10 protein-coding genes are annotated in these 15,502 nt (G+C 37.0%); 3 read left to right on the forward strand and 7 right to left on the reverse strand.

What is annotated here, in order from left to right:
* Window positions 1–2 precede the first annotated feature (2 nt).
* The 4 genes from H344_RS0101955 to H344_RS19570 all read right to left on the reverse strand — a co-directional run bounded on the left by H344_RS0101955 (window position 3) and on the right by H344_RS19570 (window position 5,294).
* Complete coding sequence (locus tag H344_RS0101955; RefSeq protein WP_026808746.1) at window positions 3–1,634, reverse strand: S8 family peptidase; 1,632 nt, start codon at window positions 1,632–1,634, stop codon at window positions 3–5.
* A 16-nt stretch (window positions 1,635–1,650) separates the two neighbouring features.
* Window positions 1,651–2,559, reverse strand: a complete 909-nt coding sequence (locus tag H344_RS0101960; RefSeq protein WP_240484932.1) for an SMP-30/gluconolactonase/LRE family protein — start codon at window positions 2,557–2,559, stop codon at window positions 1,651–1,653.
* Window positions 2,540–3,400 (reverse strand): MBL fold metallo-hydrolase, encoded by an 861-nt coding sequence (locus H344_RS0101965; protein ID WP_026808748.1) that lies wholly within the window; start codon window positions 3,398–3,400, stop codon window positions 2,540–2,542. Before H344_RS0101965 ends, H344_RS0101960 begins: the two co-directional genes overlap by 20 nt.
* Before the next feature lie 112 nt (window positions 3,401–3,512).
* Window positions 3,513–5,294: a monovalent cation:proton antiporter family protein gene (locus H344_RS19570; RefSeq protein WP_051254023.1), complete on the reverse strand. Its 1,782-nt coding sequence runs from the start codon at window positions 5,292–5,294 to the stop codon at window positions 3,513–3,515.
* A gap of 219 nt (window positions 5,295–5,513) precedes the next feature.
* Here H344_RS19570 and H344_RS0101975 point away from each other — a divergent pair, with 219 nt between their 5' ends.
* Window positions 5,514–7,379 carry a cation:proton antiporter gene (locus tag H344_RS0101975; protein WP_026808749.1) on the forward strand — a complete coding sequence of 622 codons (1,866 nt, stop codon included), beginning with the start codon at window positions 5,514–5,516 and terminating at the stop codon, window positions 7,377–7,379.
* A 126-nt stretch (window positions 7,380–7,505) separates the two neighbouring features.
* Here the strand turns inward: H344_RS0101975 and H344_RS0101980 are convergent, their stop codons facing one another.
* Window positions 7,506–8,315: a glycoside hydrolase family 16 protein gene (locus tag H344_RS0101980; protein ID WP_034256023.1), complete on the reverse strand. Its 810-nt coding sequence runs from the start codon at window positions 8,313–8,315 to the stop codon at window positions 7,506–7,508.
* 5 nt (window positions 8,316–8,320) lie between these two features.
* The gene (gene lepA / locus H344_RS0101985) at window positions 8,321–10,117 is read right to left on the reverse strand and encodes a translation elongation factor 4 (protein WP_026808751.1); all 1,797 of its coding nucleotides are present in this window, start codon (window positions 10,115–10,117) and stop codon (window positions 8,321–8,323) included.
* Between the two features lie 422 nt (window positions 10,118–10,539).
* Between lepA and H344_RS0101990 the strand changes: the two genes are divergently transcribed.
* Window positions 10,540–12,948: an outer membrane beta-barrel family protein gene (locus tag H344_RS0101990; protein WP_157378109.1), complete on the forward strand. Its 2,409-nt coding sequence runs from the start codon at window positions 10,540–10,542 to the stop codon at window positions 12,946–12,948.
* Window positions 12,949–13,002: 54 nt separating this feature from the next.
* Here the strand turns inward: H344_RS0101990 and H344_RS0101995 are convergent, their stop codons facing one another.
* Entirely contained in the window at window positions 13,003–14,217 is a 1,215-nt protein-coding gene (locus H344_RS0101995; protein ID WP_026808753.1) for a CynX/NimT family MFS transporter, read from the reverse strand.
* A 271-nt stretch (window positions 14,218–14,488) separates the two neighbouring features.
* Between H344_RS0101995 and dusB the strand changes: the two genes are divergently transcribed.
* Window positions 14,489–15,487, forward strand: coding sequence for a tRNA dihydrouridine synthase DusB (gene dusB / locus H344_RS0102000; RefSeq protein ID WP_026808754.1), 999 nt, complete (start codon window positions 14,489–14,491; stop codon window positions 15,485–15,487).
* The last annotated feature ends 15 nt before the right edge of the window (window positions 15,488–15,502 follow it).

Raw genomic sequence — 15,502 nt, forward strand, 5'->3', positions numbered from 1 at the left:
TCTTATAATTTTAATTTGCCTTTAGATACAGCCTCAGCCATAATAAGGGCGTTGTATGCATTTACCATTTTTCCGGATTTGGAAATATCTTTAAAGTCCATAGACTTATCAGCATCTCCTCCTACTATTACTTTCGATTTAGAAGAAAGACCAGACTGCATAATTATTTTCTTAACCTGTGCTGCGGATAAATCTGGATAGTAAGACATAATAAGTGCTGCTACCCCTGCTACAGCAGGAGCTGCCATGGAAGTACCTCCTTGAAAATCATATTCACTTCCTGGCATAGTAGAATAAATAGCACTACCAGGAGCAAAAACATCTACATTTATTGCACCATAGTTAGAAAATGAAGCTACCATTTCCGACCCGTATTTGCTGGTTAACGCTCCTACAGTAATAACGTTATCTGCTATTTCTGGACCGTTGTTAATTTGGTCGTTAGGAAAGTTAGGATTTTTTGGGTCGTCTAGGTCTTGACTAGAATTTCCTGCGGCATGTACAAAAAGCACATCGTTTTCCGCAGCGTATTTAATAGCATCGTAAACCCATTCTGCATTTGGAGAAAATGCCTTTCCAAAACTACCATTGATAATTCTGGCACCGTTATCTACAGCATATCTAATACCTAAGGCAATATCCTTATCGTATTCATCTCCGTTAGGTACGGCACGGATACTCATTAACTTTACATTGTTAGCAACACCGTTAGCGCCTTTACCGTTATTTCTTTCTGCTCCAATAATTCCGGCTACGTGGGTACCGTGACTTTCATCTTCTAGTCTGCTTTGTGGATTTCCGTCTCCGTAGTTGGTATCGGTAATATCATAAGGATCGTCACCTACTATTTCTCTTCCGTTAAAATCTACGTTTAGATTATAATTCAATTGGTCTGAGAAATAAGTTATACCGTTGTTTAAATCTTTTAGTACTTCAGAAATAGAGCTCTTAATTGTCAACATTTGAGTCAATATTCCCACGTTGCCCATCATCGCTTCGTTTTCAGGCTTTATTGCAGCAAGGTCTTCTTTGGTATAAGTATCCTTACCTAATAATTCTTTTACTTCAGAATCTGCATTTTTAACAGCCTGATAGATTTGCTCATATCGCTGTTTGTTCTGTAATGCCTTGTTGTAATCTTTTTCCAAGTTCTCTTTTGCTCTTGCCTGTAGTGCTGCATCACCTAGGTTAAGGGCAACAATTCTGGCCATCTCTAACTGCTCATTATAGGATTCCCCTAAAAAGTTATAGCCGTGAATGTCGTCTACATAACCATTATTGTCGTCGTCAATATTATTACCAGGAATTTCTTTTTCGTTTACCCATAATACATTTTTAAGATCCTCATGAGTTAAATCCATCCCTGCATCTAATACGGCTACAACTACTGTTTTTCCTTTTCTATCTTTAATAATTTCGGTATACGCCTTATCTACGCTCATTCCTGGGATAGTGTCTGTAAGCAGATCTAAATGTCCCCAGTTCTTTTTCTCGGCCTCCGTTAGTTCGGCGGTTTTTAGAGGTAGGGTATCTATATTTTCAATTGGGGTTGAAACAAGGGCGGTTCCACCGCAACCAAAAAGGAGAAAGGAGGCCATTATGGCCAACATAGATTTGTTAAATGTCATCGTCATCTGTTGTTAAGTTAATTTATAAGTTTTTATTGAAGGATCTACCAGGATATTCCGCTCTAAAAGTTTCTATACTACCACGGTCTGCCATGGTTACAAAGCAGGTTTTACCGTCTTTGCCACCAAAAGCAATATTGGAAGGTTTTTTTCCTTTCAGTTGAATTTCCGATATTATTTTTCCGCTTTTATCTACTACTACCACGGTTCCTTTATCGTATCGGGTGATGTATAAATTCCCCTTAATATCGCATCGCATCCCATCCATACCAAAATCATCAAAAGAAATAAACTCCTTTTTTTGGTCTATGGTGCCATCTTCTTTAATATTATATTCCCAGACTTTACGCTGTATGGATTCGTTCACGTATAGTTTACGACCATCGGGACTCACCTCAATTCCGTTGGTAGTTCCCATTTTATCTTCTAAAAGTTGTATTTTTCTATTCTGATCTATCATCCATATCCTACCACTTCCTTCTTTCCAATTAGGATCGCTAAGGTAAATGGTGTTATTTGGGGCTATTGCTAAATCGTTAGGCTGATTAAGTGTAGAATCTTGTGCCCAAACTTCAGGTATTTTGCTTCCCTTTTTTACCCGGTATACTTTATGCCCTTTATAATCTGCAATAAACATATTTCCGTGTGTGTCAAAACGTATACCGTTTCCTATGCTCCCCTCAGGTAAGCTTAGGTATATTTTTCCCTTTCCATTTTGGTCTACGATTCCTATAGTACCTTCTTCCTCAAAATTAACTGCAAAGAGATCTCCATTAGCATTTACTGCAGGACCTTCTATCCCTTTGGTAAATACATATTCTGCTGTAAAATCAGTACTGTGTTTTTGTATTGGATTACAATTAGTAAGTACAAAAAGGCAAGTAATGGTAAAAATGGTTAGGCGGATCATATTATTCAAAAATATGGTCAAAGTTATGTGTTTCTTTTAAACGGACTCCTTTTTCTGTGTTCTGTAGCGTACAGATTTCATTATGGGCGTCGTGTTCCATAAAAAGGTAGTAGTCATTTTTTACGGCGGTTTCCAAAAAACGAGCTTTTTCGGAAAGCGTTAAAAGGGGGCGGGTGTCGTATCCCATAACATAGGGAAGAGGAATATGACCAACGGTAGGGAGCAGGTCTGCAACAAAAACTAGGGTTTTACCTTGGTAGGTTATATGGGGTAGCATCTGTTTCTCGGTATGTCCGTCTACAAATAGAATTCCAAAATCGAGTTCAGATTTTTTAATAAAATCGGTTTCATTTCTACTAACAAAACGCAACTGCCCACTTTCTTGCATAGGCAACAGGTTTTCGGTTAAAAACGATGCTTTTTCTCTGAAATTAGGTTTGGTTGCCCAATTCCAATGTGCTTCATTGGTCCAAAAAGTAGCATTTTTAAAAGCGGGTTCATAAGCTGTTCTATCCTTGTTCCATTGCACGCTTCCCCCACAATGGTCAAAATGAAGGTGGGTCATAAAAACATCGGTAATATCATCTCTGTGAAAGCCGTATTTTTTAAGTGATCGGTCTAAGGAATGATCGCCCCATTGGTAATAGTAACTAAAGAATTTTTCGGATTGCTTATTACCCATTCCGTTATCAATCAGAATTAATCGATCGCCATTTTCAATTAAAAGGCATCGGGCAGTAAGATCAATCATGTTATTGGCGTCGGCCGGATTCGTTCTGTTCCATATTGATTTTGGAACTACCCCGAACATGGCCCCACCATCCAACTTAAAATTTCCTGTTTCTATGGGGTATAGTTTCATCGAAAAAGCTTATTCCGTGCAAATTAACAAAAGGAGTAAGGATATTGTTGAAAACCCCATTTTATTAGTGGTTTTTTAACATTTTATAACAATAAATTTCCGGTAAAATCTACTATTCCAGGTAAATAATCTTTTCATTAGCACTGATACTATCCTTAAAGTGGAAGGGTCGTTTATGACCGTTTTCATCTACAATTAATATGGGAAGTATATCTTTATTTTTACCTTGTTCCTTTACCCATTCCCTAGTGGTGCAATCGCTTTCCACGGTTTCTATCTTCTCCTTAAATTCCTTGGCCGATATTTTATATGCCCATGGGGCCATATCGGTTTTATTGGCAAATAGAGAAGAAGCGTCCATAGGATCTAGAAGGTTTACGCCTGCTGCGTTTTCATCTGGTGACATCAACACAATTTTATTGGGGATATAAAAGGAATTATTTGCTAGTTGGGTGGCAAGTAGATTGATCTCACTATTCCCAGTAAGCGCAATAAAGGTGTTTTTATCAATGGCATTGGCCATTTCAAAAGTATCTTCCTTTAGGGCATTTCCGTGTATTGCTGTTACGCCCTGCTCCTTGGCTTCATGAATTAGCTCTTTATTAGAATCTATTAAGACTACCTCATGATGTTCCTTAAGTTGTTTGGCGATATAAAGCCCTAAGGGGTTGGCCCCAAGGATTAAGTATCCTTTTCTTGTGTCTTGTTTTACCAATTCCCCTCTTTTTCGCAACCAATTAGTAGTCCATGTTAAGAATAAGGGAACTGTTAGTGTAGTAGAAATGGCCATGAATACCAATATGGAGAATATTTCTGTAGTGATAATTCCCATTTGGAGGCCTATACCTGCTATGATAATTTCTACTGCTCCTCTTCCATTCATACCTGTTCCTATGGTGATGCCCTCTCGCCATCCATAGCCACTAGGAAGATAAAATAAGGCGGTCCCTACAATCTTTCCAATCACCGCTCCTGCAATAATCAATATTAAAAGAGCAAGATCTGTTTGGAAAACCTCTAAGCTAACGTGAAATCCAGCGGTAACAAAGAAAATAGGAGCCAAAAATCCAATGGACATGTCATGGAACACATGGGTTACATCTTTCAAAACATTTCTAGAAAACACCCCTTCCCTAATAAAGAGACCCGCCATAAAGGCCCCTAGAATACCATGGAGACCAGCAAGCTCTGCTAGTTCTGAAAAGGCCAAAACTATGATAACCATTATAGTGAAATGGAAAGTACGGTTAATATTTTTTGCTTTAGACAGCAATTTACCTAGGAGTGGAAAACCATAGATACCGATAAGGGTTGCAGCAGCAAAAAATAGAATAGCTTTTCCTGCTACCCAAGTTAATCCGGCAGCGTCTACACTTCCCACATCTACAAAACCTATAATACCAGCAAAAATTACTAAGGCTAGGGTGTCGGATATCAATGCTCCTGCCATAAGCACATAGGCTATCCTAGTATCGAGCAATTTTAAATCTACTAAAATTCTACTTTTTGTAGCTAAAGAAGTAACCCCTACGGCAATACCTACAAAAAGGGCAGCAATCTGGGTGCCTTCAAAAATTATTATAGTATAGTAACCTAGCGCAAACGGAACTACAAAGCCACCAATGGCAGCTAGTAACCCTGCCCAAGAGGCTTTTCCTAAATCTTTAAAATTAATTTCCATCCCTATATAGGCCATCAAGAAGAGGATACCTATTTCTGCTAAGGTATTGAGGGCTTCCGAGGTTTCTAAAATGCCCAATAAGGCTGGACCAAGTAAAATACCAATTAACAATTCACCTAGAATAGGAGGAAAACCTATACGTTTTGCCGCCATTCCACCTACCCAGGCTGCAATTAAAACAAGTAAAAGATTTAAGATTTGTAATTCTGCCATAAGATAGTAGATAAGAAAAAAATTGGTTGGGAAAATACCTAAATAATGCTAATTCACAAAGTAACCATACAAAATAATAGGCTAGATATGCATAATCTACCCTTATTATTTGTTAGAAATTAAGGAGTTTTTTATAAAATTATTAGCATTACCCAATGTTTTTTCCATTTAGACTAATATTTTTACCGTTTTTAAACTTATATTGATCCAAACTGACTTATGGTAGAGCTTGCAGGTATTGTTGTTCTTGGAATTATCGCACAGTGGGTAGCATGGCGTTTTAAATTGCCCGCTATCTTACCCCTAATCCTTATAGGCCTTTTGGTAGGCCCAATTGCCACATTGTTTACTGAAGATGGAACCAAACTAATTAGACCTATCTGGAATGAGAAAGAGGGACTATTTTTAGGGGAAAGCCTATATCATTTTGTTTCGTTGGCTATTGGGGTTATTCTTTTTGAAGGCGGACTTACTCTTAAACGATCGGAGGTATCTAGAGTAGGACCTGTTATTACTAAGTTAATAACAGTAGGAGCTGCAGTTACTTTTTTCTTAGCGGGAGCCGCGGCACATTTTGTATTTAATCTTTCTTGGCAAATTTCCTTTTTATTTTCTGCGTTGATTATTGTTACGGGACCTACAGTTATTACCCCTATTCTTAGGAATATTCCGTTGAAAAAAGATTTATCAGCAGTATTGAAATGGGAAGGAATCTTGATAGATCCTATAGGAGCTTTAGTGGCGGTTTTGGTATTTGAGTTTATAAGTATTGGAGAAGGACAGGGTTATACCCAAACAGGTTTGTTGGAGTTTGTTAAGGTTTTATTGTTAGGGTTCACCTTTGGTTTCACTTTTGCTCACGCCTTAACGCAGGTTATTAAGCGAAATTATGTGCCTCATTATTTATTAAATGTGGTATCCCTATCCGTAGTACTTTCGGTTTTTGTGATCGCTGAGCTTTTTGCGCATGAATCTGGACTTCTTGCCGTGGTGGTCATGGGGATGGTAATGGGAAACACCCAATTACCCAATATAAAAGAGTTGCTCTATTTTAAGGAGTCCCTTAGTATACTCTTAATTTCCATGTTGTTTATTCTTCTTTCAGCAAGTATGAATTTATCGGAATTGGAGTTATTATATACCCCTCAAACATTGATACTTTTCGCCATTGTAGTTTTCGCAATTAGGCCTTTGGGAGTGTTTTTAAGTACTATGGGATCTAACCTTAAACTGAAGGAAAAGTTATTTATTAGTTGGGTGGGGCCAAGGGGAATTGTGGCTGCAGGTATTGCTTCATTATTTGGTTCTAAATTAATTTTAAGGGGAGAACCTGGAGCAGAATATATAACACCACTTGTATTTATGATTGTGTTAGGAACAGTACTGCTGAACGCCTCTACTGCCCGGATTATGGCTAAGTTACTAGGGGTCTATCTAGAGAAGTCTGAAGGAATTTTATTGGTTGGTGCCTCGCACGTATCAAGGTTAATTGCTACTTATCTTAAAAAGAATAATAGACATGTGGTATTAATTGATAATAATAAATCCAATATTGATGAAGCTAAAAGCCTAGGGTTAGATGCATTTGTAGCTAGTATTTACTCTGATGCTCTTACAGATAACTTAGAATTAACCGAAGTTGGATATCTCATGGCGCTTACCGGAAACTCAGATATAAATAATTATGCTGTGAATACTTTCCAAAAACAATTTGGGGAAAACGGTGCATTTAGATTAATTAATTCTGAGGAAATGAGCAATCCGGAAAATAACCCAAAAGAAGGATTATTTTCCCATACAGATGATTATGTAAAGTTAACGGAAACAGCTAGGCGATATCCAGTAATAAATGAAATTGAGTTAAAAGATAAAGAGCATTATGAGGCTTTGATTGAAATCACTAAAGCTGATAGGGATATTGTTCCTTTATTTTTTAAAGGACTAGATGGTGATCTGAAAATTATTTCTTCCTTCAGCACCAATTTTAAGGATATAGCGGAAGGAAGTAGATTGGTATATCTTGGAAAAAAATTAGAGGTGGATATGGAGCCAGAAAAGGTTAAACTTGACACTGAAGAGAACTAAGAAAACATCTAGTAATTATTTGATATTTTTGTACGTATGACCTTAAAGATAAGGTGTTTATGATAGTAGATTGATAAGAAAAACAAATTAATTTTATAAGGACAAGGTATAAAAGCCTATCAGTGTTTACTGATATACTTTAACCCAATCTATAATCATTTGCACAGGTAAATCTTTAGGGTCTACTTCCCCTACCCAAGAACCTCCTAATTGCATATCTAGCATAAAGTAAAAGGGTTGGTCAAAAGGCCATTGACTAGGGTCTACACCCTCTAGTTTGGGATAGGTAAAAGTTTCTTCTCCATTAAGGGTAAAGACTAATTTATCTGGGAACCATTCCATACCATAAACATTGTATTTCTCTGGGTTTACAGCTACCGTATTAGAATGTGGTGGGTTAGATTTTTCTTTAAGTTCTAGGGTGTAGTAGGAGTGAACAGTTTGATATATTTTATGTTCAAAACTTAAGCGCTCCATAAGATCAATCTCCCCATTTCTTGGATAGGGTCCATATTTTGGTTCGTCTGCTAACATCCATAATGCTGGCCAGGCGCCTTGGGCACTTTCTAACTTAGCTTTAATTTCTATTTTACCGTATTGATAGGCAAATTTACCTTTGGTAGATACTCCCCCTGTTAAATAAGGTACCGTATCTATACTACGATCTGGATTAACAATACCGCGGAGATAGAGTTTTCCGTCCTTTATATGGATGCAATCCTCATGTGAGGACATATAGTTACCCCAATCGGCAGAATTCCTTTCTATGACGTTCCATTTATCTGGATCTAAGTAATCATCTTTTTCAAAATGTTCTTCCCAGATTAGATTCCAACCTTCTTGGTCTTCTATGGATTTCTTGGATCCACCACAACTTAAAATTAAAAATAGTCCAATTAGTAGTAAACAATAATTTTTCCAAGTTGTGGTGGCCATAGTTATTAGTCGTTTAGTTTAAGTACGGCCATAAATGCTTCTTGTGGAATTTCTACATTACCGACCTGTCTCATTCGTTTCTTACCTTTTTTCTGCTTTTCTAATAACTTTCTTTTTCTGGAAATATCCCCACCATAACACTTGGCAGTTACATCTTTTCTTAAGGCTTTTACTGTTTCCCTAGAAATAATCTTGGCTCCAATAGCAGCTTGTATAGGAATATCAAACTGTTGTCTTGGTATCAATTCTTTAAGTTTTTCACACATTTTCTTACCAATATGTGCGGCACTATCGGCATGTATTAATGCGGATAGGGCATCTACTGGCTGTGCATTTAATAAGATATCTACCTTTACTAGTTTGGAAGTCTTCATTCCAATTGGGGCATAATCAAAGGAGGCATATCCTTTTGAAACTGTTTTTAATCGATCGTAAAAATCGAATACAATTTCTGCCAAAGGCATATCAAAATTAAGCTCTACTCTATCTGTGGTTAAATAGGTCTGATTGGTAATCTGACCTCTTTTGTCTATACATAGTGACATTACGTTACCTACATAGTCGGACTTAGTAATAATAGTAGCTTTAATATACGGTTCTTCTACACGATCTAAAGTAGAAGGATCTGGAAGATCGGATGGGTTATTTACAATAATGGCTGATTCAGGGTCTTTACGGGTATAAGCATAATAACTAACGTTAGGAACCGTGGTAATTACGGTCATGTTAAACTCCCTTTCCAGTCTTTCTTGGATAATTTCCATATGTAGCATTCCTAAGAATCCACATCTAAATCCAAAACCTAGGGCAGCACTACTTTCTGGCATAAAGACTAAGGAAGCATCATTAAGTTGTAGCTTTTCCATGGAAGACCTTAAATCTTCATAGTCTTCTGTGTCTACAGGGTAGATACCGGCAAAAACCATTGGTTTTACATCCTCAAATCCTTCGATAGGATTTTTGGTAGGGCTTGCAGCATCGGTTATAGTGTCTCCTACCTTTACTTCTCTAGCCTCTTTTATTCCGGTGATAAGATAACCAACATCACCAGCTTTTATACTTTGTTTAGGATGTTGAATCAATTTTAAGGTACCTACTTCATCAGCATAATAATCCTTGTTTGTTGCAACAAATTTTATTTTTTGACCTTTTTTAATTTCACCATTAATTACCCTAAAGTACGTTTCTACACCTCTAAAGGGGTTATAAACAGAATCGAATACCAACGCTTGAAGGGATTCGTCTACATTTCCTTTAGGAGCTGGAATGCGTTCTATTATAGCAGATAATATTTCTTCTATTCCCAAGCCAGATTTAGCAGATGCGGGGATAACCTCTTCTGGCTTACAACCCAAAAGATCTACTATATCATCTGTAACTTCCTCTACATTAGCACTAGGAAGATCTACCTTGTTTAATACTGGGATAATTTCTAAGTCGTTCTCCAACGCTAAATATAGATTGGAAATGGTTTGTGCTTGTATACTTTGCGCAGCATCTACCACTAACAAAGCTCCTTCACAGGCCGCAATGGAACGGGACACTTCATAAGAAAAATCCACATGCCCAGGAGTATCAATTAAATTAAGGACATATTTTTCCCCCTTATAAATATAATCCATCTGAATAGCATGGCTTTTAATGGTAATCCCGCGTTCCCGCTCAAGATCCATACTATCCAAAAGTTGATTTTGTTTTTCACGTTCAGTAACAGAACCAGTAAAGTCTAATAACCTATCTGCTAGTGTACTTTTTCCGTGATCAATATGTGCAATAATGCAAAAGTTCCTTATGTTTTTCATCTATGCCTAATTTACATTGGCTGAATTTATCTCAGCGTTTCATCGTCCAATTTCCCTTGTTCTGCCATTAAGATGGTGCCCGAGACTGGAAGTCAGGACAAAGATAGACTTTATCAACGATTTTTAAATTAAAAATACTACAGGTCTTTAGGAGTTTGTAAGTTCTGAATATATTTTTGTTCCATATATTTAAATTAGCATAGGGGCTGCTATTGACTTTTACTCACCTAATAAGATTGAGATATTCCTGGGCTTGTCTGTAGGTTTGGTTTGGGTGGAGATTCATTAGTAATTGGTATTTATTATTCGATGTTTTGTGGATTTACCCTGATGTATTTTACTACAAAAATTATGACTTTGCCTTGTGGCATGTGAATTTAAAGTTAACTTTATTTTTTTTCTTTAATACGGCATACTTTTTTGTGAAAAACTATAGGCTCTATTTTCTCTTCATTCTATTATTAAATAGCTCTCTTTTTGCTCAGGAGTTTAAGATATCTGGTATTGTAACTCATACTGAGGATTCTGAAATTTCATTTGCCAATATGCTATTATATGCGGCGGTAGATACTAGCTTTGTTAAAGGTTCGGTATCCGATGAAAATGGTTTCTTTTATATAGATAAAGTTCCTCCCGCAGCCTACCTTTTAAAAGCCAGTTATATGGGGAATCATTCTCCATTTATAAAGGTAGACGTAGAATCGGACGTAGATATAGGACAGATTTCAGTTGATAGTAAGGCGCAAGCCCTTAGTGAGGTGGTGGTAGTTCTCCAAAAACCTACCTTGGAAAAAAAGGTAGACCGACTTGTTTTTAATATTGAGAATACGGCCCTTTCAGAAGGGAACATTTGGGAGGTCTTAAAAAGCACACCCAGCGTATTTGTTATGAATAATGAAATCACGGTAAAAGGAGAAAAAGGAGTTCAGATACTCATTAACGATAAGAAAGTAAATCTACCGTCAGAAGATATCTTAAATCTATTAAATGGTACCTCTGCAAATGGAATTCGGGCAATCGAGGTAATTACTACTCCCCCAGCAAAGTACGATGCAGAAGGAGGTACCATGATTAATATAAAAATGAGTAAAAACCTAATTGCGGGTTATAATGGTGCAATTTTTAACAGGTATACCCAAGGCACTTTTCCACAGCATACCCTAGGAACCAATCATTACTTTAAGGGAGAGAAATTAGAAACTTCTTTTAATTACAGTTATAGCCAAAGAAAGGAACTAACTAATTATACGGATATCACAAATTTTATGGAAAATGGGGCTATAACCGATATTTGGACCTCAGATTTGGAAGTTATAGATCGTGCTAATAGGCATAATGCAAGTATATTTTTGGATTACAATTTCAATACCAACAATAGGCTTAGCTTTTCTACCATCACAAGTTTTACTCCAAAATTTATTGGAAGAGACTATTCAGAAACTGTAATCAAGGAGCCTAATAAACCGGATAGCAGGAGTTTTTTCACTAAAAACGACTCCCAACTATCTTCAGTTAATACCGCGTTTTATTTAGATTATGAGAACAGGTTAAATGATAAGGGGGCACATCTCTCTTTAAATACTCACTATACTTATTACAATTACGATAAAAATCAGGAGTTAGAAACTGATTATTACGATGAAACGAAAACAATTGTAAATGAAAATGCTTTTAGTACTATAAATCTACAACGTACAGATTTGTATAGTATACAGGCAGATTATAGTACCCCATTGGGAGAAAGCTTCAATTTGGAATCGGGCTTTAAATATGCGCTTACGAGTTCTAAAAGTGATATTTCACAACAAGGATTTAATCGGGAACAACCAGGAATTGACCCTACGGAATATGGGCAGTTTTTATATGATGAAAATATATATGCTGCCTATGCTAGTGTAGATACTAAATGGGAGAATTGGTCTTTTAAATCGGGTTTAAGGGCAGAATTAACTAAAACTAAGGGCGATTTTAGCCTGGATAATAATGATATAGGGAAAGATTATTTAGAACTGTTCCCTACTATTTACTTTCAATATACGCCTAATGAAAAGCATCAATTGGGGCTAAATTTTAAAAGAAGTATTATTAGGCCTAATTTTAGTTCAATTAATCCTTTTCAGATTTTTCAGAGTAGTAATTCGGTTGTAGAAGGGAATGTGAACTTGCGACCGTCCTTTAAAAATTCGGCTATATTTAGTTATACCTATAATAAGGATTACACCTTTGAGTTGTTTTATCGATATCATAAAAATGCAATCAGCCTATTTACTTTTCAGGATAATGAGAGCAAATTATTACGCTTTGTAACGGACAATTTAGATCGTGAAATGGCTTATGGTCTGGATTTCACCTACAGAAAGGAGATACTTAAATCGTGGGATACGTATTTGCTGTCTTCTTATTTCTATGCTTCTGAGCGTTTTAACGATAGGAATACTGCTATAAGAATAGATAATAATTTATGGACGTTATTGGTACAGTTTAAAAACAACTTAACCTTTTTAGAAGATAAATCACTTTCGGCATCCTTAAACTTCACTTATGTTTCCCCTATTATTGTGGGGAATTCCAAGCAGAGGGAATATACCGATTGGGAAATTGCGCTAAAAAAGAATTTATGGGGTAAAAAAGCAACTATTAGCCTCACCCTAAGCGACGTATTTAATCAGTTTAAACTACATAATACCCGTAATTATGCAGATCAGTATAATATCTCATATTACAGACCAGACAGTCGTGCTTTTACCTTAGGCTTTAGGTATAATTTTGGAAATATGGGAATTAGGGACAATTACAAATACAAAGACATAGAAGAGAGGGATAGGTTATAACATTTTATGGACTTAAAATAACGCTCCTAATTTCCCTTACTTTAATTACTTTCTTTATTGTGATATATAGCGATTTTTTGCTGAGGTTAATCCTACTACTAATAATACTATAGCAGAGGTCACTAGTAAGGCCAATGGTACGTACCAATTACCTGAAAGACTAAAGAGCGCACCAAATACAGGAGGGCCACATGCAGCAATAATATAGCCAACAGTTTGCGACATACCGGATAACTCTGCGGATTCTGTGGTGGTCTTGGTTCGTAATACCATAAACATCATAGCGAGAGTAAAGGCTAAACCTAGGGAAATTCCAATACTGATTACTGAAGGGATAACAAAACAAGTTCCTCCAAAAATAATACCGGCTAATCCTAAGACTAGTAAAATAAAGGTGACCCAAACCAATGTAATTTGGTCTTTCATTTTGGCTGCTAGGATAGGGCCAATAAGCATAATAGGTAGTTGGGCCATTTGTATAAAAGAGAGCATCCACCCAGATCGATCTGCAGACATCCCCCAACTTTGTAAAATTGTGGGTAGCCATGCAGCTAAGCAATAGAATAATAGAGACTGAAGTCCCATAAATATGGCAATATTCCATGCCAAGGTAGATTTCCAAATGCCTTTAGAGGAGGTCCGTTTACTTTGTGCAGTAACTACGGGAGATTTTTTAACCTGAGGATACCAAATAAATAAAGATATAATGGCTAATATTCCCCATATACCTATGGATCCTTGCCATCCCATACCACTTGCTTGCCCAATACGAATACTAAAACCAGCAGCTAAGGCCGAGGTTAAATTCATAGATACCAAGTACATCCCAGTAACGATACCCACTTTGTTGGGAAACATTTTTTTAATGTAGGCAGGCATTAATACGTTTCCTACAGTAATGGCAGCACCAATAAGGGCGGCTCCAATAAAGAGTAAAGGAACATTACCAACCGAACGGGTAAATAATCCTAGGGCTAAAACTAATAAAGAATAAAGAAGTAATCTCTCTAATCCTGTTTTTCTAGCTACCCTAGGGGCAAAGGCCGATAATAGGGCAAAAGAAATTAAAGGTATAGCAGTAAGAAGGCCTACAAAGGCAGGCGAAAGGCTTAAGGAATCTGATATTTCATTAATTACAGGACCAACCGAAGTGATAGGTGCCCGTAAATTGGCAGCGATAAATAGGATGCCTAGTAAAATTAAAACGAGTTCTAGATTTAATCTATCACCCCATTTATTAGCTGATCTAGCCTTGGTTTCCCCTTTCATGGTCTAAATGATCATTATTTTTTAGATCCTGCAAAGGTACCCCTTATATATGCGCCTATAAGTTAATGCTTCCTTAAAGCAGTTTGTTATTTTACTATTTATTAGGACCAAGGCTAAAATATTTAATTGCTAACATCTTATCCCTCATCAGATCTGGCTACTATCCACAGTATCTGTTAATTGTCTCTGTTTGCTGATTTTCAGTCCCCTAGTGTTAGAGAAGCGTTTTTTTTCTGTAATTTTGCAGTCCAAAATTTAATAGACAGTTATTTTGCCGAAAATAGGAGACATACAATTACCAGATTTTCCTTTGTTGTTAGCACCAATGGAGGACGTTAGCGATCCCCCATTCCGTGCATTGTGCAAGGAACATGGTGCCGATGTGGTGTACACAGAATTCATCTCTTCGGAAGGACTTATTCGTGATGCTGCTAAAAGTGTGATGAAGTTAGATATCTATGAAAAGGAGCGTCCCGTTGGGATACAAATTTTTGGTGCTAACTTAGATTCCATGCTACAATCGGTAGAAATTGTAGAAAAGTCGGGTCCAGATATTATAGATATCAATTTTGGATGTCCTGTTAAAAAAGTGGTAAGTAAAGGCGCTGGAGCTGGTATTTTAAAGGATATAGATTTAATGGTTTCCTTAACCAAGGCCATGGTAGAGCATACCAAACTACCAATAACCGTAAAAACGCGTTTGGGTTGGGATCACGATTCAATAAAGATTGTTGAGGTTGCGGAAAGGTTACAAGATGTAGGCTGTAAAGCTATTTCCATTCACGGGCGAACTAGAGTCCAGATGTATAAAGGAGAAGCCGATTGGGGCCCCATTGCGGAGGTAAAGAACAACCAAAGAATGCATATACCTGTTTTTGGTAATGGTGATGTGAATACCCCAGAAATGGCCATGAAAATGAGGGACCAATATGGATTGGATGGTGCTATGATAGGTAGAGCTAGTATTGGATATCCTTGGTTTTTTAATGAAGTAAAACACTATTTTAAAACGGGAACGCACGCTGCACCTCCAACTATGGCAGAGCGTGTAGATGCTGCTAGGCGTCATTTACAAATGGCTATTGATTGGAAAGGTGAGCAGTTAGGAGTATTTGAAACCCGTAGGCATTACACCAATTATTTTAAGGGGATACCTAATTTTAAGGAATATCGAATGAAAATGGTGACCAGTGATCACTCAGAAGATGTTTTTGCTGCTTTTGATGAGGTTCTGGAAGTTTTCGGGGATTATGAATTTGCTACTCCATAGCCCTATTTAGCGGTT

This window comes from Arenibacter latericius DSM 15913 (assembly GCF_000424985.1).
GTDB classification, from domain to species: Bacteria; Bacteroidota; Bacteroidia; order Flavobacteriales; family Flavobacteriaceae; genus Arenibacter; species Arenibacter latericius.